General features: G+C 72.6%; 18 protein-coding genes. 9 read left to right on the top strand and 9 right to left on the bottom strand.

What is annotated here, in order from left to right:
- Nucleotides 1–47: 47 nt before the first annotated feature.
- From OV090_RS39205 to OV090_RS39190, 4 genes are all read right to left on the bottom strand, one after another.
- Complete coding sequence (locus tag OV090_RS39205; protein WP_267709956.1) at nucleotides 48–1,985, bottom strand: NAD(P)/FAD-dependent oxidoreductase; 1,938 nt, start codon at nucleotides 1,983–1,985, stop codon at nucleotides 48–50.
- A 143-nt stretch (nucleotides 1,986–2,128) separates the two neighbouring features.
- Complete coding sequence (locus tag OV090_RS39200; protein ID WP_267709955.1) at nucleotides 2,129–3,667, bottom strand: VWA domain-containing protein; 1,539 nt, start codon at nucleotides 3,665–3,667, stop codon at nucleotides 2,129–2,131.
- Between the two features lie 38 nt (nucleotides 3,668–3,705).
- On the bottom strand, nucleotides 3,706–5,328 hold the full coding sequence (locus OV090_RS39195; RefSeq protein ID WP_267709954.1) for a hypothetical protein: 1,623 nt from the start codon (nucleotides 5,326–5,328) through the stop codon (nucleotides 3,706–3,708).
- 309 nt (nucleotides 5,329–5,637) lie between these two features.
- Entirely contained in the window at nucleotides 5,638–8,001 is a 2,364-nt protein-coding gene (locus OV090_RS39190) for a serine hydrolase (RefSeq protein WP_267709953.1), read from the bottom strand.
- Between the two features lie 237 nt (nucleotides 8,002–8,238).
- Between OV090_RS39190 and OV090_RS39185 the strand changes: the two genes are divergently transcribed.
- Nucleotides 8,239–9,375 carry a mechanosensitive ion channel family protein gene (locus OV090_RS39185; RefSeq protein WP_267709952.1) on the top strand — a complete coding sequence of 379 codons (1,137 nt, stop codon included), beginning with the start codon at nucleotides 8,239–8,241 and terminating at the stop codon, nucleotides 9,373–9,375.
- Between the two features lie 45 nt (nucleotides 9,376–9,420).
- Here the strand turns inward: OV090_RS39185 and OV090_RS39180 are convergent, their stop codons facing one another.
- Together OV090_RS39180 and OV090_RS39175 are read right to left on the bottom strand one after the other, a co-directional pair.
- Nucleotides 9,421–9,936 carry a hypothetical protein gene (locus OV090_RS39180; protein ID WP_267709951.1) on the bottom strand — a complete coding sequence of 172 codons (516 nt, stop codon included), beginning with the start codon at nucleotides 9,934–9,936 and terminating at the stop codon, nucleotides 9,421–9,423.
- The gene (locus tag OV090_RS39175; RefSeq protein ID WP_267709950.1) at nucleotides 9,933–11,171 is read right to left on the bottom strand and encodes a hypothetical protein; all 1,239 of its coding nucleotides are present in this window, start codon (nucleotides 11,169–11,171) and stop codon (nucleotides 9,933–9,935) included. The genes OV090_RS39180 and OV090_RS39175 overlap by 4 nt, the downstream gene beginning before the upstream one ends.
- Nucleotides 11,172–11,776: 605 nt before the next feature.
- Here OV090_RS39175 and OV090_RS39170 point away from each other — a divergent pair.
- Nucleotides 11,777–12,394, top strand: a complete 618-nt coding sequence (locus OV090_RS39170; RefSeq protein ID WP_267709949.1) for a hypothetical protein — start codon at nucleotides 11,777–11,779, stop codon at nucleotides 12,392–12,394.
- A gap of 3 nt (nucleotides 12,395–12,397) precedes the next feature.
- Here OV090_RS39170 and OV090_RS39165 read toward each other — a convergent pair whose 3' ends face one another.
- Together OV090_RS39165 and OV090_RS39160 are read right to left on the bottom strand one after the other, a co-directional pair.
- Nucleotides 12,398–13,162: a gamma-glutamyl-gamma-aminobutyrate hydrolase family protein gene (locus OV090_RS39165; RefSeq protein WP_267709948.1), complete on the bottom strand. Its 765-nt coding sequence runs from the start codon at nucleotides 13,160–13,162 to the stop codon at nucleotides 12,398–12,400.
- A gap of 77 nt (nucleotides 13,163–13,239) precedes the next feature.
- Complete coding sequence (locus OV090_RS39160) at nucleotides 13,240–15,285, bottom strand: M3 family metallopeptidase (protein WP_267709947.1); 2,046 nt, start codon at nucleotides 15,283–15,285, stop codon at nucleotides 13,240–13,242.
- A 126-nt stretch (nucleotides 15,286–15,411) separates the two neighbouring features.
- On the opposite strand from OV090_RS39160, the gene OV090_RS39155 reads away from it, so the two are divergent.
- The 3 genes from OV090_RS39155 (at nucleotide 15,412) to OV090_RS39145 (ending at nucleotide 18,859) form a co-directional block, all read left to right on the top strand.
- Entirely contained in the window at nucleotides 15,412–15,858 is a 447-nt protein-coding gene (locus OV090_RS39155) for a hypothetical protein (RefSeq protein WP_267709946.1), read from the top strand.
- Between the two features lie 271 nt (nucleotides 15,859–16,129).
- The gene (locus OV090_RS39150) at nucleotides 16,130–16,507 is read left to right on the top strand and encodes a hypothetical protein (RefSeq protein ID WP_267709945.1); all 378 of its coding nucleotides are present in this window, start codon (nucleotides 16,130–16,132) and stop codon (nucleotides 16,505–16,507) included.
- 39 nt (nucleotides 16,508–16,546) lie between these two features.
- Entirely contained in the window at nucleotides 16,547–18,859 is a 2,313-nt protein-coding gene (locus OV090_RS39145) for a helicase-related protein (protein WP_267709944.1), read from the top strand.
- 57 nt (nucleotides 18,860–18,916) lie between these two features.
- Here OV090_RS39145 and OV090_RS39140 read toward each other — a convergent pair whose 3' ends face one another.
- Complete coding sequence (locus tag OV090_RS39140; protein WP_267709943.1) at nucleotides 18,917–20,068, bottom strand: hypothetical protein; 1,152 nt, start codon at nucleotides 20,066–20,068, stop codon at nucleotides 18,917–18,919.
- An 83-nt stretch (nucleotides 20,069–20,151) separates the two neighbouring features.
- On the opposite strand from OV090_RS39140, the gene OV090_RS39135 reads away from it, so the two are divergent.
- The 4 genes from OV090_RS39135 (at nucleotide 20,152) to asd (ending at nucleotide 23,215) form a co-directional block, all read left to right on the top strand.
- Complete coding sequence (locus tag OV090_RS39135; RefSeq protein WP_267709942.1) at nucleotides 20,152–20,340, top strand: hypothetical protein; 189 nt, start codon at nucleotides 20,152–20,154, stop codon at nucleotides 20,338–20,340.
- Nucleotides 20,341–20,463: 123 nt separating this feature from the next.
- Entirely contained in the window at nucleotides 20,464–21,255 is a 792-nt protein-coding gene (locus OV090_RS39130; protein WP_267709941.1) for a hypothetical protein, read from the top strand.
- The gene (locus OV090_RS39125; RefSeq protein ID WP_267709940.1) at nucleotides 21,252–22,397 is read left to right on the top strand and encodes a fatty acid desaturase; all 1,146 of its coding nucleotides are present in this window, start codon (nucleotides 21,252–21,254) and stop codon (nucleotides 22,395–22,397) included. The genes OV090_RS39130 and OV090_RS39125 overlap by 4 nt, the downstream gene beginning before the upstream one ends.
- Nucleotides 22,397–23,215, top strand: coding sequence for an archaetidylserine decarboxylase (asd, locus tag OV090_RS39120; protein WP_267709939.1), 819 nt, complete (start codon nucleotides 22,397–22,399; stop codon nucleotides 23,213–23,215). The genes OV090_RS39125 and asd overlap by 1 nt, the downstream gene beginning before the upstream one ends.
- Nucleotides 23,216–23,229 lie beyond the last annotated feature (14 nt).

Below are 23,229 nucleotides of genomic sequence, written 5' to 3'. Positions count from 1 at the left end.
TGAGCAAGGGCGATGCCAGCGGCTCCTCGCGCCAGAGGACGGCGAATTCAGGCCGGCGGCGCGGTCGGGGCGACCGGCGCTTGTTGGGTTGGCACGCGGGCGGGCGGAGGCGCTGACAATCCGTCAGGCACGCCGTCCTGCGGGCGCGGGCGCGCCGCGAGTGGGGCGTTGTCGGCGAACTTGTTGCCGGAGAAGTCCTGCCGGTCGGCGGCGATCTGGGAGATCGATCGCTCGACGATGAGGTCGAGGGTCCAGTCGATGACGACGCGGACCTTGTTGCCGAAGCCGACCAGCTTGGCGAGGTAGAGCGTGCGCCACACCCACCAGGCGATGAAGCCCGACATGCGCACGCCGAACAGGTCGACGGCCGCGAACTTGTCGCCGACCGAGACCAGCGCGCCGAAGTTGAAGTACTTGAAGGGCTTGGTGGGCTGCTTGCGGAGCAGCAGGTCGATGTTGGTCGCGGCGTGCTGGCCCTGCTGGAACGCGACCTGGCCGAGCGGCGGCAAGGGCTTGCCCTCGTGGAGCAGGAAGGCGGCGTCGCCGAGGACGAACACGTCGTCGCGGCCCTTGACCCGCAGGTCGTCGCCGATCTCGACGCGGCCGGACTTGTGCAGCGGCAGGTTGCACGCGGCCAGCAGCGGCGCAGGCTTGACCCCGGCGCACCACACACAGGTGCGGGTGGCGATCTTGGTGCCCTCGTCGAGGGTGACCGCGAACGGGGTGACGTGGACGACGCGGCGGCCCAGCCGGAGGTCGACCCGCAGCTTGCGCAGGCGACCCTCGGCGCTGCCGACGACCTCCTTGTGCCAGCCGGGCAAGATCTGGTCGCCGGACTGGATCATGACCACGCTGACCTCGGCGGGGTCGATCTCGGGGTAGCGGCTCATCAGGATGTGGTCGATGAGGTCGCGGGTCTCGGCCGCCAGCTCGACGCCGGTCGGCCCGGCGCCGACGACGACGAAGGTCAGCTGCTCGCGCCGCCGGTCGGCGTCGGTCTCACGCGCGGCCCGCTCGAAGTTGTCGATGATGTGGTTGCGGACGGCGATCGCGTCGCCGAGCTCGCGCATGAAGAAGGCGTACTCCTTGACCCCCGGCGTGTTGAAGGTGTTGGTGTCGGAGCCGGGGCAGAGGACGAGGATGTCGTAGTGCGTCTCGCACCAGATGGTCTCGGGCTCGCCGGTGACCGGGTTGTCGTCGACGTCGACGCGGGCGCGGATGACCTTGTTGTCGAGGTCGATGGCCTCGACGCTCTCCTTCTTGAAGCTGACGTTGGCGGCCTCGAAGATCCGGCGGAAGGGGTAGGTGACCTGGCGGGTCTCGATCGAGCCGGCGGCGACGCTCGGCAGGAGCGGCGGGAACAGGAAGTAGTTGCGGCGATCGATGACGCTGATCTTCAGGTCCTTGTGGTAGCCGAGCCGGCGGTCGAGGTGCAGCGCGGTGTAGAGGCCGGCGAAGCCGCCGCCGACGATGGCGACGCGCACCGGCGGGCCGCCCGTGCCGTTCCAGCGGCGGTAGATCCACATGTCCCGCAGCGGGTGCAGGGCGACGTACAGCAGCAGGATCGACTCGAGGATGATGGCGCCGCCGAGCAGCACCGAGGCGTTGCCCCACATCGGCAGCAGCAGCCAGCACACGAGGTCGAGGGTGCCGAGGATGACGAGGCCGCCGATCAGCGCCTTGCGGGCGCCGCGGGCCAGCGCGACCTTCCGCAGCAGGAAGGCGGAGACGGTGGTGACCAGCGCCAGCGAGGCGGCGTGGCCGAGGAACAGCACCCAGAACACGTCGGCGCGGCGCGAGCGCAAGATCTCGAGCCGCTCGCCCCACTGGAACAGCGCGACCGTGGTGGTCTCCCACCGCGTCAGCTGGACGCTGACGATCCAGCCGCCGAAGAACAGCCCGAGGCCCAGGAGCAGGGCGGCCGAGGTCATCAGCTTGCGCCCGAAGGCGAGATTGGTCAGACGGTGGCGATCGAAGGGGACCATGGGCGCGAGGCCAGAGTGTCGCCGGATCGCGGGCCGCGTGTCACCTCGCGCGCCAGCGCCCTCCGAACCGCGCGACTACGCTCGCGCGCGCCGCGTGGGGGCGCGGCGGCGGCGAATGCACATTCCCTCGAGGACAGGTCGGCTCAGTCCTGCGGCCAGGGCTCGGGCTGGGGCGCGTCGGGGTCGGCGCTCGCCCCCTTGGCCACGAGGTTGTCGGCGAACATGCGGATGTACTTGAGATCGTCTTCGATGTCGAAGTCGGGGTTGTCGGCGAGCCAGCCGTCGACGGCGGCGTCGAGGCCGTCGAGGATGTTGAGGGCGCCGGCGAGGTCGCCCTGGGCGGCGCGGGTGGCTGCCATGTCGAAGCCGACGTAGATGTTGAGCATGACGAACCCCTTCTCGCTGCTGGGGTTGTCGAACACGCCCTGCTCGAGGTCGATCTGGTCGGGGGCGACGGTGGTCTGGATGGCGGCGACCTCCTCGACGTACTGCTTGTCGACGGGGTGGCGGTAGCGCAGCTTGAGCTCGCCGACGTCGGCGACGCGCGGCTGACCGCTGCGCGGGAGCAGCTCGAGGAGGATCGCCCCGCCGCCGCCGCGCCGGCCGTCCTCGTTGTCGTCGACGGTCTCGCGGTGGGCGAGCTGGAGGTTGGGGATCTCGATGGCGCCGTGGTTGCCCTCGACGGTGGCCAGCTTGGTGCCGCGGATGGCCCGCAGGATGTAGTTGTCGACGATGTCGGCGGTGATCGTGACGTCCTCGGCGAGCGGGACGAGGAAGGCGGTGACCTCCTCGACGAACACCTCCTGGACGGCGGCGGGGTCCTCGAGGAAGTAGAAGGCGCCGCTGCCCTGCTCGGACAGGGTGCGCATGAGGGCGACGTCGAAGTCGGCGCCGACGCCGATGGTGGTAAGGCCGTAGCCCTGCTCGCTGTAGCCCTTGGCCATGGCGAGGATCTTGGCGTCGTTGGTGATGCCCTCGGTGGCCATGCCGTCGGACAGGAAGACGACGCGGTTCTGCCGGCCGGGGTCGGCGTGGGCGGCCATGAGCTCGAAGCCGGTGCGCAGGCCGTCGTAGATGTTGGTGCCGCCGTCGGCCTCGAGGTTGTTGATCGCCTGGACCAGCGCCGGGTCGGCGCCGGTGATGTACTCGGCCTTGACCTCGGCGTCGCTGTCGAAGTCGACGAGGGTGATGCGGTCGCTGGGGTCGAGGGCGTCGACCATGCGCAGCAGGCCCTCGCGCACGTACTGCATCGGCTCGCCCTCCATCGAGCCGCTGCTGTCGATGACGAGGGCGAGGTTGAGCGGCGGGCGCTCGAGCTTGGTGACGTCGATCGCGGTGTTGAGGCCGACGAGCACCGTGATGCAGTTGGTGCCGGAGATCATGTTGCCCATCTCGCCGTAGAGGCCGTGCAGACAGACGTCGCCGGCGCAGGTCGGCTTGGGCAGGTCGATCTTGTGCTCGTTGAAGAAGCCGACGTCGTCGAGGGTCTCGGGGCCGGGGATGCCGCCCTGCTCGAGGATCTGCTTGAACTGGCCGAAGTCCTGGGCGCCGCCTTGGCCGGCGCCGAGGCTGCCGCCGTCTTCGCCGCCCGAGGCGCTCGCGTCTTGGGCGGCGCCGCTGTCGCCGCAGGCGGGGGCGAGGAGCAGGAGAGAGAGGCCGAGGCGGAGGTCGAGTCGTGACATGGCTCTTGGTTCCTGTGGATTAAGACATGTAAGAAAGGTCAGGGCTGCTGCTGCGAGCCGGTCCACACGTAGACCAGCTCGAGGTCGTCGCCGAGGGTGTCGGGGCCCTCGGCGCACTCGGGCAGGAGGATGACGCGCCGCTCGGCGTGGACGCCGAAGATGGTGAGGTGGTGGGCGCCGTCGTCGAGCTCGACCTGGTCGCCGGGCTCGAAGCGGACGATCTCGCCGCCGAACTCGGCGCTGAACTCCTGCGGCTGGGCCACGGTGCCGCAGGTGAGCTCGGGGCCGAGCTCGGCGTCGAACACCGGCTTGGCGGCGACGGTGGCGCCGCTGATGCTCGGCAGGTTGTTGCCGCGCGAGGCGGCCACCTGCACCTGGCCGACGGGGGTCGGATCGGTGGGGTCGGGGGCGCGCGAGAGCACGAGCAGGTCGCCCTGGTCCTCGACCGAGAGGTACTGGCCGGCTTCGAACGGCAGCTCGGTCAGCGGGGTGCAGAAGTAGAAGCGCGGCAGCAGGCCGTCGTCGAGGTCGAAGGCGGCGCAGCCGTCGCTGCCGAGCTCGAGCTCGGTGATCCGGTGGACGCCGCTCGGAGGGTCGCTCCACGCCACGCGCGCGGCGTCGGAGCCGGGGAGGTAGGCGTTCTCGCCGGGGTCGCGCTGCGGGAAGACGATCGGCCGCTGCGAGTCGGCGATCGCGGCCCGGCCGTCGTCGTCGGCGGTGAGCTCGACTGCGCCGGCGAGGTACTCGCCCGCGGCGCCGTGCTGGCCGGGGATCCACTGCAGCGAGACGTCATCGGCGTTCCAGAACAGCACGGTGGGCGCGATGCTGTCGCTGGAGACGAGGACCGCGTAACACTCGCGGGTGACGCGGTCGACGTCGCCGCGCGCGGGGACGTTGGCGCCGGGGGGGATCGACCAGGTCTGGCCCTCGCCGAACAGGGCCTCGGAGAACAGGACGCCGGGCTTGCTCTGGACGTTGAAGCAGTCGATCTCGACGTCGGGCAGGAGGTCGCGCACGCGCACGACGATGTCCTGCTCGGCGTGGCTGTTGTGCAGGTACACGTCGCCCTCGAAGTCCTGGTAGAGCAGGCCGCCCTCGTCGCCCCAGTCGCCCTCGCCGCCGTCGTCGGTGTCGCTGGTGGCGACGCACAGCAGGGAGCCGAGCGCGGCGACCCCGAACTCGGGGCGGGTGGGCCAGCGCGAGAGGCTGACCGAAGAGACAGGCGCGGCGGCGGGCCGCATGGCCGGGACCAGGACGCGCCAGCCGAGCGCGAGGGCGGGGAGGGCGAGCAGGTCGGTCGGGTCGACGGTGATCGTCCACGGGAAGCCGACGAGGCCCATCAGCCAGCTCCAGGCGTCGGCGCAGGCCGGCGAGAGGTTGATGAGGGCGAACACCAGGCCGACGGCGATGTGACAGTGGAGCAGGCCGCGGCGGCTGGTGACGCCGAGCAAGGCGGCGAGCAGCGCGGGGGCGACGAGCATGCCGGCGAAGTCGCTCAGCTTGCCGGTGAGGACGCCCGGCAGCAGGCCGGCGCCCTTCAGCAGGTGATCGTTGACGGCCAGGACGGCGAGGGCACCGAGCCAGGTCGGCGAGAGCAGGGCGCGAGCCGGGCGCAGCTCGCGGCGTGAAGAGAACACTTCGTCGAGCCAGCGTCGGGTCATGGCGTTATTCCTATGCAAACGGCCGGCCGCGGGCCGGCTTTTCGATGATAGGGCGGTCCCAGGGTCCGGTCGAGGGGGTCCCGAGCCGCACGTTGCGAGCGCCACCATGGCAGGCGTGTCACGGGGCGAGGCGGTCGCGGTGGTGTTCGCAGGGCCGGACATGATGGGCGTCACCGTCCTGGCGTGGAGTCGCCGCAGCCGCCGGAAAAATTGCGAGGGAGAGAAACTTTCGCGGCGGGCGCCCGCGCGCGGCGCCGAGGGCTGGACTTCGACTTCGGGGGTCGCGCGGGCTGCTGCGTACAACGCCGTTCACTCGGCGCGCTCGAACGCTGCGAGGTCGGCGACCTCGACGCTGCCGTCGCGGTAGAGGATGAACAGGCGGCCGTCGGGGGCGAGGGCGAGCGCGTCGACGGCGGCGGGGTCGCGGCCGGTGAAGCGGCCGTGGCCGTGGGCGGCGAGGTCGGTGATCGTGCCGAAGCTGGCGGCGCCGTCGTGATAGAGGGCGATCGCCTCGCCGGCCTGCGTGACGACGACGCCGGCGAGGTCGGCATAGGTCCGGCCGGGCGCGGGGCGGTAGGGCTCGGGCCGCGCGGCGCCGCGGAGGTCGCCCGGCTCGCCGCGACCGACGTGGCCGTCGTCATACCAGGCGATGACCTGCGCGCCGGGGCGGTCGAGGGCGCGGGCGACTGCGACGACGTCGACGCCGATCCGGGTGGCCGGCAGGCGGTAGCGGCCGCGGCCCAGCATCTCGCCCGACTCGAGGCCGGCCGGGTCGCCGCGGCGGAGCGTGAAGCGGTCGTCGGCGCACCAGTAGATCGCGTCGCCGCGCGCGTCGACGGCGAGGCCGACCACCTGCGTGGCCTGGGCGGCCAGCTCGGCCTCGACTGCGGCCCAGTCGAGGCGGGACAGGCCGAAGCGGACCATCTCGTCGAGGTCGCTGTAACGCACGCTGCCGGCCTCGCGGCCGTCGTCGTTCTGGCCGACCATGACGACGACGTCAACGTCCGCGGGCTCGGCGATCTCGAGGTGCACGCGCGGGCCGAGGTCGGACAGCCGGCCGTCGGGCGCGAGGCCGGGCAGCAGGACCTGTCGTGTCCCTCCGGACAGGCTGATCGCGTAGGCCTTGCCGCCGGCGAGCGCGCCCCCCTTGTCCATGACGAAGTCGCAGGCCTCGCCGCAGGTGTCGCGCGGGCGACCTTGCAGGATGTCGTCGTCGCCGAGGGCGTAGCGGTGGACGACCCGCAGCAGCGCCGGCGCCTCGGCCGACAGGGCGCCGGTGCCGGCAGTGAGCGCCTGGCCGGCGAGCGGGACGTCGAGCCGCTCGGGCAGGCCGGCGAAGTCCCAGCGCGGGCGGGTCGACCGGCGCTCCAGCCACGGCGAGAAATCGCAGCGATCGCCGCGCCACACGCAGTACGGGCGCTTGTCCTCCCAGTCGAGCGGGCGGTAGGTGCGGCCGTCCCAGGCGCGCAGCTCGGGGATGTCCGAAAGGGCAGGTGAGCCAATTGCCGCGGGGGTGCGGAAGATGCCCTCGACGCTGGTGACGCCGCTGACGTCGAGGTCGGCGAGGAAGCGGCCCAGGGCGGAGTCGGCGTGCTGCTCGGGGTGGCCCGCCTCGGCGGCGTAACGGCCGGTGGACGACAGGTGGGCGACGACGCTGTCGAGGACGGCGAAGTTGGTGTTGGAGTAGGGGCCCTTGAATTCGCCGTCGTCGCTGGCGCGCTCGGGGTCGCGGGTGAGGCAGCGGGTGAGGTAGACGCCGAGCCACTCGAGCTGCGGGTCGTTGTCGCGGCGGTCGTAGCGGCTGACGAAGTAGACCGGGCCGCCGACGCCGGCGTCGCCTTCGAGCCAGGTCCGCGTGCGCTCGATGCCGGCGGCGAACTCGGGGTAGCGGGCGCGCAGGGCGGCGTCCTCGGCGGCCCAGTCGGCCTCGCCGAGGAAGCCGCGCAGGGCCCCGAAGTTGGGCACGACGTGCGCGCCCCAGTTGGCGGCCGTGCCGGGCAGGCCGCTGGTGTGGGCGAGCAGGTCGCCGACGGTGACGTCGCGCCAGCGGACGTCCACGCCGGCGTCGCCGCAGGTGCGCGTGCAGCCGGCGGCGACGTCGTCGACGGTGACCGGACCGCAGCCGGTGCCGGCGAGCGCGGCCAGCAGGGCCGGCGGGAGCAGCTCCAGCGCGGGGTCGGCGAGCCGGGCGTGAGATGGCGTCGGGACCATGTCCGAAAGGCCACGTTCCTCGATGCGCGCGGCGACCAGCCGGCGGGCCATGGCGGCGGTCAGGAACTTGGAGACGCTGCCGAGCCGCAGGGCGGCGTCGGGCTGGACGAACGCGGCGTCGGGGCGGAACGGGTCGACCCCGGCCATGGCGCCGTCGTTGCAACCGGGGAGGTCGGCGGCGGCCGGACCGACCATGCGCCCGAAGCCGCGTTTGTAGACGCGACGGCCGCGCAGCGACACGCTCAGCACGCCCGAGCCGACGCAGCGCGCCTTGACGAACTGGCGCATGGCGATGTCGAGCTCGGCGAACGCAGGCGAGGCGTGGCCGGTCATCGGGATCTCGGGGGCGCAGTCGGACTCGGCGCAGGCCTCGCCGTACTCGACCGGGTGCGGGTCGGCCTCGACCTGGTCTTCGTGACAGGCGAGGACGACGGCGGCCAAGAGCGCGGCGCGGGGCTGCACGACGCCAGCCACGATAGCACGCGGCGTCCGCGAGGGGCCGGCGCGAAAACGCGGCGGTCCGGCCGGAGGGCCGCGAGAGCGTGGCCGCGGGAGGTGCCGTGGCGATGTGTCTCGACCGCCAGGCCGGGGCCCGCGCGAGGCCGCCGCGCGCCGCGGGCGGTCTCACGTGTACGTTGGGACATGTCCAAACGTGCATGTCGGTAGCCGCGGCGCAGGGGACCGGTGACGGTCCGGGAGTTGACGGGCCGCGGCGCGCGGGTGATGCTCGTCGGGCGCGTGGAGGAGCTCGACCTCAACAAGCTGCTGGCGAGCCCGGAGCTGCAGGCCGCGGGCGGGCTGATCCTGGCGCTGGTGATAGGCTACGCGATCAGCACCGCGCTCGCGGGGGCGCTGGCGCGGGCGGCCGCGCGCCGGCAGGGCGACCTCGGCGAGCACTTGCTGGCGCTGATGCGCCGGCCGGTGTGGACGACCGTGGTGGTGGTCGCGCTCGAGTGGGCCGGCGACCGCCTGAAGCTGGTCGATCAGGCGACCTTCGACGCGGTGCTCGGGACCGTGATCGTGGTGGTGTGGGTGACCGCGCTGGTGCGCGTGGCCGACGAGGTGCTGCTGGCGCTGGTGCGGCGGACGAGCGCGGGGCAGGCCGGGCCGGCGGCAGGGCGCGCGACCGGCCTGGTCCACTTCCTCGTGCGCGTGGTGGTGCTGCTGGCCGGCCTGTACCTGGTGATGGTGCTGTGGGGCCTCGACGTGCGCGCGTGGCAGGTGTCGGCCGGGGTGGCCGGGGCGGTGCTGGGGTTCGCGGCCCAGGACTCGCTGCGCAACCTGGTCTCGGCGGTGCTCCTGTACGGCGACGCGCCGCTGCGGATCGGCGACGTGATCGTGGTCGACAAGCGGCTGCGCGGGCGGGTCACCGACATCGGCTGGCGCTCGACGCGGGTGCTCACCAACGACGGCGTCGAGGTCAACCTGCCCAACGCGCTGCTCGGGACCTGGCGGATCGTCAACGAGTCGGCCGGGCCGGACCGAGCGGTCCGCCTGGCCTGCGAGTTCACGGTCGAGTTCGGGCGCACCGCGGAGGAGCTGCGGGCGATCGTGCTGCCCGGGGCGGCGGCGCTGCCGGAGCTGCGCCCGGACCTGCCGGCCGAGCTGCAGTTCCGCGGGCCGACCGCGGCGGGCCTGCGCTTCGCGCTGCTGGTCTACCTGGCCGACCCGTCCCGCCGCAGCCAGGGGCTCGACGTCGCCAATACGCACATCCTCCGCTCGCTGCGCGCGGCCGGGGTGGCGCTGGCGCACTCGGGCCACGACGTCCACCTCGGCGGGCCGCTGGCGGCTGAGCTGCGGGCGGCGCTGGTACCTGGCCCCAAGGGCATGTCGTGAGCGACAGGGTGAAAGGGGCATGTTCTCAGGGACATGCCCCTTCGCTCAGGAGCCGGGCGGGCCGGCGTCGATCTCGCGCAGCATGACCTTGAGGCGGACGTGGGCCTGCTCGAGCGCGGCGAGGTCGTGCGGGTTCTGGCCGTCGAGCTGGTTGGAGAGGGCGGCGAAGGCGTCGTTGGCGGCGCGGTAGAGCCGCTTGCGCCGGCCCTTCGACAGCGCGTCGCCCTTGTCGACCAGGCCCTCGATCTTCTCCATGACGACCTCGAAGGCGGTCTCGGCCTCGAGGCGATCGTTGGGCTGGGGCAGCGGCGGCAGCTCCTCGGGGGCCTCGAGGGCGCGCTCGAGCCGGCTGCGCAGGGCGATGGCGAGGGCGTCGCGGGCGTCGCGCTCGTCGCGGAGGTCGCGGCGGCCCGGCGCGTCGCTCGCCGTCTTGGCGGCCTTCGTGCGGGTGACCTCGGCCGCTCGCTCGCTCGCGGGCGTGGACCCGGCGAGCTGACAGAGGGTGTAGCCGAACAGGCCGAGGCTGACGGCCCCGAGGGCGAGGAAGGTGCTGGCTTTCATCGGTCACACAGGTCGGGCAGGGCCTCGAACTCGGCCAGGAGCTCCTGGTAGCTGTCGATCCGCCGGGCGCCGTAAACGGCGTCGGTGAACTGGAACAGCACGCGGTGGTCGGTCGGGATCATGGTCGACTCGAAGGCCTCGGCGTCGCTGTCCTTGTTGCCGAACAGCCAGGTCGGGACGAGGCCCTTGTCCTTGAGTAGCTGAAATTCTCCGGACTTGTAGGCCGCGGCGGTGTCGCCCATGCCGCCGGTGTACGTGAGCGTGGTGTGGATGATCCCGGCGGGGAAGCCGCGGAGGGCCACGAACTCGCGCGTGCGCCGGTCGAGCCACTCGGGCCGCGCGGTCAGGTACATGGGGCGATAACCCTTGGACGCGAGCAGGCTCAGCGCCTCGGCCGCGAACGGGTTGGCCTCGGGGATGTCGCCGAGCAGGAAGTCCCACGCCTCCTCGTTCTCGCTGGTGGTGAGGGTGCCGTCGACGTCGCTGACGAAGATCGGCGCGCCGGCGGGGACGACGTCGATGATGATGTCGACGGTGTTCCAGAACTCCTCGACGACGCCGTGCACGCGGTGCCGCCCCGGCTCCAGCTGGTCGGACTGCGAGATCTTGTAGTAGACGCGGCCGCCGGAGTCGTCGACGCCCTGGACCGGGGCGTGCTCGCCCTCGACGGTGGTGATGGCGACGCCGAGCTCCTCCCAGACGCCGCCGCAGCCGCGGTCGAGGAACAGGTGCACCGCGCCGCCCTCGATGTCCTTGTCGGCCGGGAAGCCCCACTTGGTGAACTTGGCCAGGACCCACTGCTGCTCGCCCTCGACGTAGAACATGTCGCGCCCGCGCGAGAGGTCGCTCTCCGGGGCGCCCTGGCCGGGGATCGTCGGCGGCGCGGCGTCACACTTCGGGATCGGCTCGCACAGGGCGCCGGGGACAGGATCGCCGCCGCCGGTGGTGCCGGTCGGCTCCTCGGTGGTGGTGCCCGGCGGGTCGGCGGTGGTGATGTCGGCGGATGTCTCGGAGGACATGCCCGTAGGGTCCTGTCCCGTGGTACCTGTCCCGGAGTTCCCGCCGCCGGTGGTCGGGGCGCTCGTGGCGTCGTCGCTGTCGGAGCCGGGGGTGAGGCCGGAGTCGATCGTGGTCTGCGCGCCGGTGTCGGTGTCGGCGCCCGGGCGCGGGTCCTCGCCGCAGCCGAGGGAGAGGAGGAAGCAGGACGAGAGCAGAGCGATCGGCCGCGCGCGCATGATCGCGCAGGCTATCGGAAAGGCGGCGGCAGATCTAGCGACCCGGCGATCGGGCGGACTAGCGGCGATCACCCCGGGGGCCGTGAAGCGGCTGGAGGGGGCAGGCCCGGCGGATCGACGGGGTCGGACGTCCGTGAGACGAGGTGACGCGTCCGCGCGCGGGCGAGCAGAGGACGTCGACACGGTCGAGCGGGGCAACGCGAGGGACCGCGCGAGCTGGGCTAGCGAGCGGCCTCGGCCTCGGCCTCTGCTCGCCGCAAGGATGTGCCGCGTGAAGCATCGGCGAGTCGGGGTGCGGAGCGCGAGCAGCTGGCCTTCGCGGAGATGCGAGTCGAAGCGTCGAGCGAGTCGCCGAGGGGGCCTGTGCCAGTGAGGTGCGAGTCGAAGTGGCAGGAGCGCGACGACATCAGCCCGCCATGAGTCGCCGAGGCGGAGCGTGACGACATCGGGCGATGGCTGAACTCGAGCGACGACGGGCGACCGCGGCGGGAGAGTGTGCCAGTGGGGCGCGACTCGCTGGCGCGATGAATTATTCCTGGCCGCGGGTGGTGCAGCCGGGCAGGTGCGGCGCTTGCTGCGAGGCTTTCGGTGAGTAAGCTTCATGCATGAAGCGATATCTGTGGATGTCTCTGGTGAGCGTAGCGATCGCTTGCGGCCCCGAGTCGGCGAGCGACACCGACAGTGGGAGTGACAGCGACAGCTCGAGCGACACCCAGGCGCCGGGCGACCTCGAGGTGATACGCGGCATCTATGACGTGCAGATCTCCGCGGTCGACGAGGGCTGCGACGCGCCGCGTTATACCGGCCCGGACCAGGAGGCCGTGACCATGACCGCCGATGGCTTTCGCCTGCCGCTGATGTGGGGCCCGGACAGCTTCGGGACGTACGTCGTCGCGGCCCACGAGTTCAAGGCGATCGCCGGGGAGCCCGGGCGCTACGCCCCCGCGGCCCACATCGTCTCGGGCGAGGGCGAGTGCGGAGGCTGGCGGGGGGAGCTCGGCGACATCGAACTGGTGGAGGCGGGCCGGATCAGCGTCGAGGCGAGCGTGAACTGGGAGCCCGCGCAGGCGTGCCCCGACGCGGAGAACGTCCCGAGCGCGGCCTGCACGACGGTGCTCCGCTACGACTTCGAGCTCGTCGAGGCCTGCCCCGAGGGGTGCGAGGTCGAGGGGACCTACGTGGCCCCGCCGGTCGGCAACAACCTGAGCTGCGTGTGCCCGTGAGGCTCAGGCGAGGCCGGCGCGGACGCGGACGCGGGCGATGAAGGCGGCGAAGATCGGGTCGCCGGCGGACCTGCGGTCGTAGTGCGGGCTGCCCGGGTCGAGCCACTCGGGGTGCCACTGCACGCCGTAGATGTCGCGGCGCTCGTCGGCGGCGGCCTCGACGATGCCGTCGGGCGCCCAGGCGCACGCGCGAAGGCCGGGCGCGAGCGCCTTGATCGCCTGGTGGTGCACCGAGTTGACGAGGATCTCGCGCGCATCGTAGAGCGGGGCCAGCCACGACTCCTCGTGCAGGCGCACGGTGTGCTCGTTGTCGTCGTAGCGGGCGGCGTCGCGGTGGACCAGCGCGCCCGGGACCTGGAAGCCGATGTCCTGGTAGAGGCTGCCGCCGAGGGCGGCGTTGAGCAGCTGGACGCCGCGGCAGACGCCGAGCACCGGCTTGCCCTGGGCCAGCGCGGCGCCCAGCAGCGCCTGCTCGTAGGCGTCGCGCGCCGGGTCGCCGGCCCACTCGGGGCGCAGCGGCGCCTCGCCGTAGACCCCGGGGGCGACGTCGCTGCCGCCGCTCAGCACCAGGGCGTCGACCCGCTCGACCAGCGCGACCAGGAGCGAGGTGTCCGGAAGGACAGGCAACAGGAACGGCAGCGCGCCGGCGCGGGCCAGCGCGGCCGACAGCCGCTGCTCGCCGTAGTCGAGCGATTTGCCGAGGAACAGCAGGCGGGAGGGGTCGGGGTAGGATGTCCCGCAGGACATGCCGATGATGACGGGTCGCATGGGGGTCGGGTGGGGTGAGATCGGGTGTCCCGGGGGACATGCGCGATCGAGCATGTCCCGGCGGTCAGGTCCGGAAGTCAGGCGGCGGCGGCCAGGCCGGCGCGGCGCAGCAGGGCCTCGGGGTCGGGGTCGCGGCCCATGAAGGCGCGGAACAGGGCGGCGGGGTCGTCGCTGTCGCCGCGCTCGAGGATCGCCCGGCGGAAGGCGAGGCCGACGTCACGGCTGAACAGGCCCTCGCCCTGGAAGCGGGTGAAGGCGTCGGCGTCGAGCACCTCGGCCCACTTGTACGAGTAGTAGCCGGCGGCGTAGGCGACCGGGCTCGAGAACAGGTGGCCGAAGCGGCACACCATCGCGTAGTCGGCCGGCAGCGGGACAGGGGTGAAGCGCGCCATGACCTCGCGGGCGCGCGCGAGGATCTCGGCCGGCGTGGCCGGCAGCGCGCCGCGGTGCAGCTCGAGGTCGACGGTGGCGAAGCTGAGCTGGCGCATCATCGCCGAGGCGGCGCGGAAGTTGCGGGCGCTGAGCATGCGCTGCACGAGGTCGTCGGGGACGGGCGCGCCGGTGTCGACGTGGCGGGCGAAGCGGTCGAGCGCGGCCCGCTCCCAGCACCAGTTCTCCATGATCTGCGACGGCAGCTCGACGAAGTCCCAGGCGACGTTGGTGCCGGCGAGGCTGCGCAGCTCGACCCGCGTCAGCAGGTGGTGCAGCAGGTGGCCGAACTCGTGGAAGATCGTCTCGACCTCGTCGTGGGTGAGCAGCGCGGGGCGGTCGCCGATCGGCGGGGTCAGGTTGCCGCAGATGAGCCCGAGGTGCGGGCCGAGGCTGCCGCGGCCGTCGGGGCGGCCGGTCACCAGCGCGTTCATCCACGCGCCGGACCGCTTCTGCTCGCGCGGGAACAGGTCGGCGTAGAACACCCCGAGCAGCGCGTCGCCGTCGCGCACCGCGTAGGTGCGCACGTCGGGGTGCCAGGTCTCGACGTCCGCGACCGGCTCGACGCGCACGCCGTAGAGGTCGTGGACCAGCTCGAACAGGCCGCTCAACACCGATTCGACCGGGAAGTACGGGCGCAGCGCCTCGTCGTCGAAGTCGTACAGGGCGCGCCGCTGCTTCTCTGCATAATAGGCCAGGTCCCAAGGGGCAGGTTCGGGGGCGTCCGGGCCTTCGAGCCGCTGGCGGAACACGTGGAGGTCGCGCGCCTCGGCGGCGAAGGCGGCCTCGGTGCGGGCGGACAGGCGGTCGACGAAGGCGCGGGCGCTGGCGCCGTCCTTGGCCATGCGTGGCTTGAGGACGAAGTCGGCGAAGTCGCGGAAGCCGAGCAGCTCGGCCTGCTCGCGGCGCAGCAGCAAGATCCGGCGCAGCAGCTCGCGGTTGTCGTGCGGGCCGTCCGCGGCGCAGATGTTGGCGGCGCGCCAGATCTCCTCGCGCAGCTTCGGGCTGTCGGCGTAGGTGACGAACGGGACGAAGCTCGGCTGCTGCAGGGTGAAGCGCCACGCGCTCGGGCGGCCCTTGGCCTCGGCGCTGGCCCGGGCGGCGTCGATCGCCGACTGCGGCAGGCCGGCCAGGTCGGCCGGATCGGTGAGCCACAGCTCGTAGGCGTTGGTGCCGTCGAGGACGTGCTCGGAGAACTGGGTGGTGATCTGGGCCAGCTCGGCGCTGAGCTCGGCGAGGCGGGCCTTGCCGGCGGGGTCGAGTTCGGCGCCCTGGCGGCGGAAGTCGTCGAGGGTGCGCTCGAGCAGGCGCTTGCGCGCGCCGGTCAGCGCGGCGGCCTCGGGCGTGCGGCTGAACTCCTGCAGCGCGCGCCACAGCCCGGCGTCGAGCGGGATCTGGGCGAAGAACTCGGCGATCGGGCCCTGGACCGCGTTGTGGGCGGCGCGCAGCTCCGGCGTGGTGGCGACGCTCTCGAGGTGGCCGACGACGGTCATGGCGAACTCGAGCCGTTCGGTCGCGGCCTCGAGCGCGCCGAGAGTGTTGTCGAAGGTGCGCGGCCCGGGGGCGTCGACGATCGCCTGAATGTCGGTGCGGGCGTCGGCGAGGAGCTCGGCGATAGCCGGTTCGACGTGCTCGGGCCGGATCTGGTCGAAGGGGACGCGGAACTGCACGCGCAGGAGCGGATTGGCGGTCACGTGCGGACGATAGCACGAGCGCGGAGATCCCGCCGTGAACGATGATTGGGCGGCCTGCGGCGCGGGCCTTCGCGCGAGCGATCGGCGCGAGTTGCCGGGGCGCAGGGTGCGGCGTATCGTGCGAGGGTGATCACGTTCGCGTCGCTGGTGATGTGGCTCGTGCAGGCGCCGCCGATCGTCACGCCGCCGATCGGGGCGCCGCCGCTGACCGCCCCGCCGCGCGAGTGGAACCTCGCGGGCGTGTTCGTGCTGAAGCAGGAGAAGTTCCTGACCTGGGTGCCGCGGATCGACCTGAACCGGCCGTTTCGGGGCTGGGAGTACGAGCTGCGGCCGGTGTGGGCGCTCGAGCTGACGCCGACGAACCGGCGCCTGTCGAGCTTCTCGCTGGCGGTCCTGTCGGCCCCGGGGTCGGACCCCGCGATCGGGCTGGTGCAGCCGAAGCTGCAGTACCGCGTGCCGGGCACCGAGGTGCGGGTCGGGGTGCAGACGACGATCCTGTCGTTCTTCTCCTCGGCGATGGCCGGCGGCGGGAAGGTGATGCGGCCGATGGGGTTCGTGTCCGGGCGGTTCTGAGGCGCCGGGCGAGATGTCCTCCGGGGCATGCTCGTGAGGACATGAGCGAACGGACATGTGCTTTGGAGCATGTCCTCACGGCCATGTGAATGCGCGGCGCCGCTGCGCGGGTCGCCCGACCTCCGGGGCCGGGCGAGGGGCTGCCGGGCTGGGTGCGGCGATCCCGCCGTGAACGGCGTCCGCGGGGCTCGCCGGGGCGCTCGCCGGGCGACCGGGTGGTGGGCGTGCGCGAGTTGCCGCGGCGGCGGGCGCGGCGTATCGTCCGAGAGTGATGTCGTCCGCGATGCTCGCGCTGTGGCTGATGCAGGCGCCGCCGTGGCCGTCGCTGCCGGCGACCACGCCGCCGCGCGAGTGGAACCTCGCGGGGCGGTTCACGCTCAAGCACGAGAAGCACCTGCGCTGGCAGGCGGTGGTCGATCCGACCCATCCTTACAAGGGGCTGTACAGCGATTCGCGGCCGACCTGGCTGCTCGAGCTGCGGCCGACGCAGCGCAGGTTCAGGGACGTCGCGCTGGTGGTCGAGTCGTTGCCGGCGTTCGGCAGCGGGGTCGGCATCGTGCGGCCCCGGCTGACGTTCCGCTTGCCGGGGACGCAGATCCACCTCGGCCTCGGGGTCCAGCTCCGCGCCTTCCGCAGCTCGGGCCGCTGACTTCATTACGCGGGGCCGTCGCCCCGGAGAGACCTCGCCATGTCGACGATCACGGCGCTGCTCGGGCCGACCAACACCGGCAAGACGCACCGCGCGGTCACGCAGCTGCTGTCCCACCGCACCGGCGTGATCGGCCTGCCGCTGCGGCTGCTGGCGCGCGAGGTCTACGATCGTCTGACGGCGGAGGTCGGCGAGGCGGCGGTGGCCCTGGTGACCGGCGAGGAGAAGCGGGTGCCGGCGCGGCCGCGCTACTGGGTGTGCACGGTCGAGTCGATGCCGGAGGGCAAGGACGTCGAGTTCCTGGCGGTCGACGAGATCCAGCTGGCGGGCCACCGCGAGCGCGGACATGTCTTCACGGACAGGTTGATGCGGGCGCGAGGTGTCTCCGAGACCATGTTCCTCGGGTCAGACACGATGACGGCGGCGGTCGAGGCGCTGGTGCCGACGGCGCGGATCGAGCGGCACCCGCGGTTCTCGCGGCTGCGCGGGGTGGCGCCGCTCGAGCTGACGCAGCTGCCGCCGCGCTCGGCGGTGGTGGCCTTCTCGGCCGACCAGGTGTACGCGCTGGCGGAGCAGCTGCGGCGGCGTCGCGGCGGGGCGGCGGTGGTGCTGGGGGCGTTGTCGCCGCGGACGCGCAACGCCCAGGTGGCGATGTACCAGGCGGGCGAGGTCGACTACATCGTCGCCACCGACGCGATCGGGATGGGGCTCAACATGGACGTCGACCACGTCGCGTTCGCGGCGCTGGGCAAGTTCGACGGGCGCGCGAACCGGCCGCTCGAGGCGGCCGAGCTGGCGCAGATCGCCGGGCGAGCGGGGCGCTACACCAAGGACGGGACGTTCGGGCCGCTGGCGACGCTGGGGCCGCTGCCGCAGGGGCTGGTGATCTCGATCGAGCGCCATCAATTCCCGCCGGTGGAGCGGCTGGTGTGGCGAAGTCCGGACCTCGACTTCACGAGCATCGAGGCGCTGGCGCGCTCGCTGCGGCAGCGGCCGCCGCGGCCGGGGCTGCAGCTGCTCGAGCGCAGCGACGACGAGGAGGTGCTCGTCGAGCTGGCGGGGATGTCCGAGGTGCGGGCCCTCGCGCAGCAGTCCGGCGCCGTCGAGCTGCTGTGGGAGGTGTGCAGGATCCCCGACTTTCGCAAGCTGCTCGAGGGCTCGCACGCGCGGCTGCTCGCGGCAGTGTACCTGCAACTGGCCAAGAACGGCCGCCTCGACCCGGGGTGGATCGAGCGGCGCGTGCGTCGGCTCGACGACACCGAGGGCGACATCGAGGCGCTGATGAGCCGGATCGCGGCGGTCCGGACGTGGACGTACATCAGCCACCGACCGGGGTGGATCGAGGCGCCGGCGCGCTGGCAGGAGTGGACGCGGGCGATCGAGGATCGGCTGTCCGACGCGCTGCACGACCGGCTGACGCAGGCGTTCGTCGACCCGCGGGCGACCGCGCGGGCGCGCAAAAAACCTGTCCCGAAGGACAGCCCGTTCGGCCGCCTGCGGGCGCTGCAGCTGCCCGACGCCGACGAGCCGGCGCCGCCGAGCGCGGCCGAGGCGATCGTGGCGGCGCCGCACGGGGCGTTCGCCGTCGACGCGCGCGGGCGGGTCTCGCTGGCCGGCCGGCCGGCCGCGCAGATGACCCGCGGGCCCGATCTGCTGCGGCCCGAAGTACAGGTCCTCGCGGACATGTCCATGGGGGCAGGCTCGATCGCGCAGGTCCGCCGGCGCATGGTCGCGTGGACCCGCGACCTGGTGGCCGAGCTGCTGGCGCCGCTGCGGGCGCTGCCCGAGGGGCCGCCGCCGAGCCCGGCGGCGCGCGGGCTGCTCTACCAGCTCGAGCAGGGGCTGGGGTCGGTGCTGCGGGCCCGCGCCGAGCCGCAGGTGCGCCACCTGACCGGCGACGACCGCCGGCTGCTCGGGCGGCTGGGGCTGAAGATCGGCGAGCTGGTGGTGTTCTCACCGGAGCTGCTGACGACCTGGTCGGTGGAGCGGCGCGCGGCCCTGTGGGCGGCGCGCTCGGGCTCGCGGGTGACGCCGCCCGGCGAGGCGCGATCGATCGCGCTGACGGATGACGCCGACCCGGCGGCGTTCCACGCGATCGGCTTCCCGCCGTTCGGGCCGCGGGCGATCCGCGCCGACATCGCCGAGCGCGTGTTCAATAGAGTGGTCGCGGCGACGCGCGCGGGGCCGGCCGCTTTGCCCGAGGAGCTGGCGGCGTGGATCGGCTGCGCGGCCGACGAGGTGCCGGCGATCGTGGCGGCGATGGGGTTTGACGAGGTGGCGGAGGACCGCTGGCTGCTGGCGCCGCGCCGGCCCGAGCGGCGCGGGCGCAGGCGGACGCGTCGCGCGGGGTGAGGCATGATCTTCGGGGCATGTCTTCGGGGACATGCCTCAATGGACATGGCCTGAGGGTCAGCCGGGCGGGTTGAAGTCCTCGCAGGTCTGGTCGATGGCGTTGATGGCCTGGAGGAAGAACGGGGCGTAGTCGGCCTCGCAGACCGAGCCGGAGATCCCGTGAGCGCCCCAACTCTGGATGAACTCCTCCCAGTGAGCGCCCTGGATCGCGTTGGGGTCGTTGCCGGTGGTGCAGCCGAGTTCGGGGTGAGGGATCAGGCCGAGGACGACGACGGCGTTGTCGTCGCCGTTCTTGGCGGCGACCACCGAGGCCTTCCAGTCGGCGGGTGTGCCCTGGTCCGGGTCGTTGGGGTCGTCGCTGATGAAGGTGATGACGAGGATCGCGTCGTCGCGGAGGAAGCCGCCGTTGCAGCCCATGGGGACGTTGAGCGCCTCGCTGACGGCCTCCTCGATGGCGTTCATCGGCCGCTCCGCGGCGTTGCCCGCGGTGCCGACCTTGGCGACGCAGGCGAAGGTCCCGGCGAGATCGGGCTGGTCGGGCAGCATGTAGCGGTGGCCGCCGGCCACCGGACACTTGGTGTTGCTGGCGAAGGTGCCGACCGGGTGGATCACGCCGGCGCCGCGGATCGTGTCGCAGGCTTCGAGCTCGGCGGTGCAGGCGTAGTAGTTGGCCTCGTAGCAGAACTTGACGTAGTCGGGATCGGCCTCGTCGCACGGCTGGGCGCAGCGGCCGTTGGCGTCGGTGTCGACGACCATGATGTGGTAGTCGTCGGCGTCGCCCAGGGTGGTCTTGATCGCCTCGATGAAGCCCGGGAAGCTCTTGATCAGCGCTTTCTGGTTGTCCTCCATGCTGGTCGAGTTGTCGATCACGAACAGGAAGTCGATCTTCGTGCAGCCCTTCTCGGCCGTGCCGGTGGTGCCGCCGCCGAGGTCGGACGCGCCGAGGTCGAACTTGGCCTGGTTGGTGTCGCTCGCGGGGCTCGAGGTCGAGGTGGTCGTCGAGGTGGTCGAGGTCGGCTCGCCGGTGTCGGTGCTCGTGCCGGTGGGCGGGCCGTCGGTGGTGGCGCCGGTCGGGTCGGTCGCCGGCGCGGTCGTGACGCCGGTCGGCTGCGAGGCGGTCGCCGAGACTTCGCGTCCGGTGTCGCTGCAGGCGGTGGAGAGGACGAGCGCGAGCGCTGGCACGGTCTGTAAGGCTGCGTTACGGAACATGACGGCGCGACCATAGCATCGGCCGCGCGCACGACTGAAGGGCGCCGGCGCGGGGATGAGGGGCTGTGATATACGAGGTGGAGATGGAGCGGAGCACGATCGAGGCGCGGCTCGCCGACCTCCGGCGCGAATTCGAAGGCGGGCAGAAGCTGCTGCGCGAGCTGGAGAGCAAGCAGATGGAAGTGCGTGACACGCTGTTACGCATCGGCGGGGCGATGCAGGTGCTCGAGGAGCTGCTGGCGAGCGAGTCGGGGAGCACCGGGCCGTCGTAGGCCGACCCTGGGGACGAGGGGCCGCAACGATCGCAGAGCACAATCCCGGGTCCGAGCAGCGAGCTCGACCGTGTAATCGGCGGGGTGCTCGCGTCACTCATCGCCGCTTCGGAGTCTCCTCGCATGAACGATCCCCGCCGCGTCTTTCTTGTCGTTGCCGTCGCGCTCGGCTCCCTCGTCCCGGCCGTCGCGTCGGCCAGCTACCCCGCGGGCGTCTGGGCCCTGGTCGAGGAGGTCACGCCCGAACCGGACGCGGACCATCCGAACCAGGTGCGCATCGACGGGCTGTTCATCGTCGCCAAGGGCACGCCCGACTTCGCCGGTTATCCCGGCTACTCGGTGCCGGCGTACGGGTACATGTATTATCAATGCGCGGACGCCGAGCTGGCGACGTGCAAGATGGAATGGGCCGAGCTGGCGACGGTGGCCGGCGGCGAGGACCGCTGCCGCGGGTGGGGCGACAACTCGCTGCCGGCCAACGGGACGGTGCGCACGGACGAGCCGCAGGCGATGCCCGACGCGTACCCGATCAGCATGGGCGTGGTGCCGGGGTTCTCGCCGTGCAACGCGCTGAAGCAGTGGATGGCCGAGCATCCGCCGGAGGCCACCACTACGGGAGAGGGGACGGGCGAAGGGACGGGCGAGAGCTCGGGCGAGTTCGCGTCCGAGAGCTCCGTGGGGACGTCGACTGCGACGGGCTCGCCGACGTCGGGCGCGGAGCCGAACGACAGCACCGCGGCGGAGACTGCGACGAACGAGGCGGGGACGGCGAGCGGGGCGTCGGGCCAGGCCGAGACCGGGTCGCTCGGCGGGGACAAGGGCTGCGTGTGCAGCTCCGGCGATGAGCCGCGGCCGCTGGCGGGGCTGCTGACGATCGTCGGTCTGCTGGCGCTGCGCCGCCGCGGTCGCGCATGAGGCTGTTTCGTCACTCGCGCCGCGACGCCGGCCCGGTGCTGGCGGCGCTGCTGCTCGGCGCGCTGGTGGCGGTGGGCGGGCCATGTCTCGTGAGACAGGGTCCATGGGGCATGTTCTTTGGGGCATGTGCTTTCGCGCTGATCGTGTGGTGGACGTCGAACACCGTGGCGCACGTCCATCTGCACACGCCGGTGTTCAGTTCGCGGGCATTGTCGCAGCTGCTGTCGCTGTATCTCAGCGCGCTGACGCTGGTGCCGCAGGCGATCTGGCGGGCGCGTCACCTCGACCACCACCGCGGGGCGCGCTCGCGGCTGCGGCTCGGGCCGGCGGGCTGCGTCGAGGTCGGGGTGGTGGCCCACCTGGCGCTGATGCTGGCGGCTGTGCTTCCGGACATGTTCTTCGGGGCAGTGCTGCCGGGGTGGCTGCTCGGGCTCGGGCTGTGTCAGTTGCAGGGCCGCGGCGAGCACCTGCACGGGCAGGCGACGGGGATCAGCCACTACGGGCGGCTGTACAACCTGCTGTGGTTCAACGACGGCTACCACGCAGAGCACCACGCGCGCCCGGGGGCGCACTGGACGACGCTGCCGGCGCTGTGGGTGACGGAGGCGGTGAGCAGCGGGCGCGCGCCGGTGCTGCGCGGGCTGGCGATCGCGGACGCGCTGGTCGGGCTCGAGCGAGCGGCGCTGTGCTGGCCCAGGCTGCAGGCATGGTTGGTCGAGCGCCACGCTGCCGCGCTGGGACGCCTGCGGCCGGCGCTGGCGGGGCGGGAGATCCGGCGCGTGGTGGTGATCGGCGGCGGGCTGTTCCCGCGCTCGGCGCTGGCGCTGGCCCAGATCTGGCCCGAAGTGCAGGTGACGATCGTCGACGCCGATCCGCAGCACCTCGGACGCGCGCGCGAGCTCCTGCGTGAACGCGGGGCGGATGGGCGGGTCGAGTTCGTCCACGGGCGCTATGCGCCGGGGATGCCGCTGGCGGCCGATCTGGTGGTGGTGCCGCTGGCGCTGGTGGGCGACCGTGAGGCGGTGTACGCGGCCGGTGGCCCGCCGCGGCTGATCCACGAGTGGATCTGGCGCCGGCGCGGGGCAGCGGGCGCGGTGGTCTCTCCGTGGTTGCTGAAGCGGATCAACCTGGTGCTGCAGTGATGAAGCCGCACCGCACGCGTGCGTTCCTGCGGGCCTACGGGCTGTTGCCGCACCGGCTGCTGGGAGCAGCGACGCGGACGCTGATGCGCGCGAGACGGCCGCGCTGGGCGGTGCGAGCGGCGATCGAGGCGTGGATCCGCGGCGGCGCGATCGACGTGTCGGAGTGCGTCGACGAGCCGTGGCCGACGCTCGAGGCGTTCTTCCTCCGGCGCTTGCGGCCCGGGGCGAGGCTGCTCGGCGAGGGGTTCGTCAGCCCGGCCGACGGGCTGGTCGTCGGGACAGGTCCGATCGAGCAGGGGACGATCCTGCAGGTCAAGGGCTCGCCGCTGCGCCTGGGGCGGGTGCTGGCAGCGCGGCCGGAGGAGGTGGCGGCGCTGGCCGGCGGGCGCTACGTGACGATCTTCCTGACGCCCGACGGCTACCACCGGCTGCACATGCCATGCGACGCGGAGGTGGCGGAGGTGCGCTGGATCGGCGGGCGCTTCTTCCCGCAGAACGCCGACGCGCTGCGGGTGATCCCGCGGATCTACGAGCGCAACGAGCGGGCGGCGCTGCGCTGCGTGGCCGACTCGGGGGCGGTGTTCTGGCTGGTGCTGGTCGGCGCGAGCCTGATCGGGGGGATCGAGCTGGCGGGGCTGGAGCGGGCGGCGTGGGCTCGCCCGGGCGGGTTCGCGTGGAATCGGCGGCTGCGCAAGGGCGAGGAGCTGGGGTGGTTCCGGTTCGGCTCGACGGTGGTGATCGCTGCTCCGAAGGACATGTTGGAAGGGACATGTGATTTCGCGGGCGCGGCGGTGCGCGTGGGCCAGCGGCTGGGGTAGCGCTGTCCGCCGGG

The sequence above is a fragment of the Nannocystis sp. RBIL2 genome, from assembly GCF_026626745.1.
In the GTDB taxonomy this organism is placed as follows: domain Bacteria; phylum Myxococcota_A; class Polyangia; order Nannocystales; family Nannocystaceae; genus Nannocystis.
This window is presented reverse-complemented; position numbering and strand designations above follow the sequence as displayed.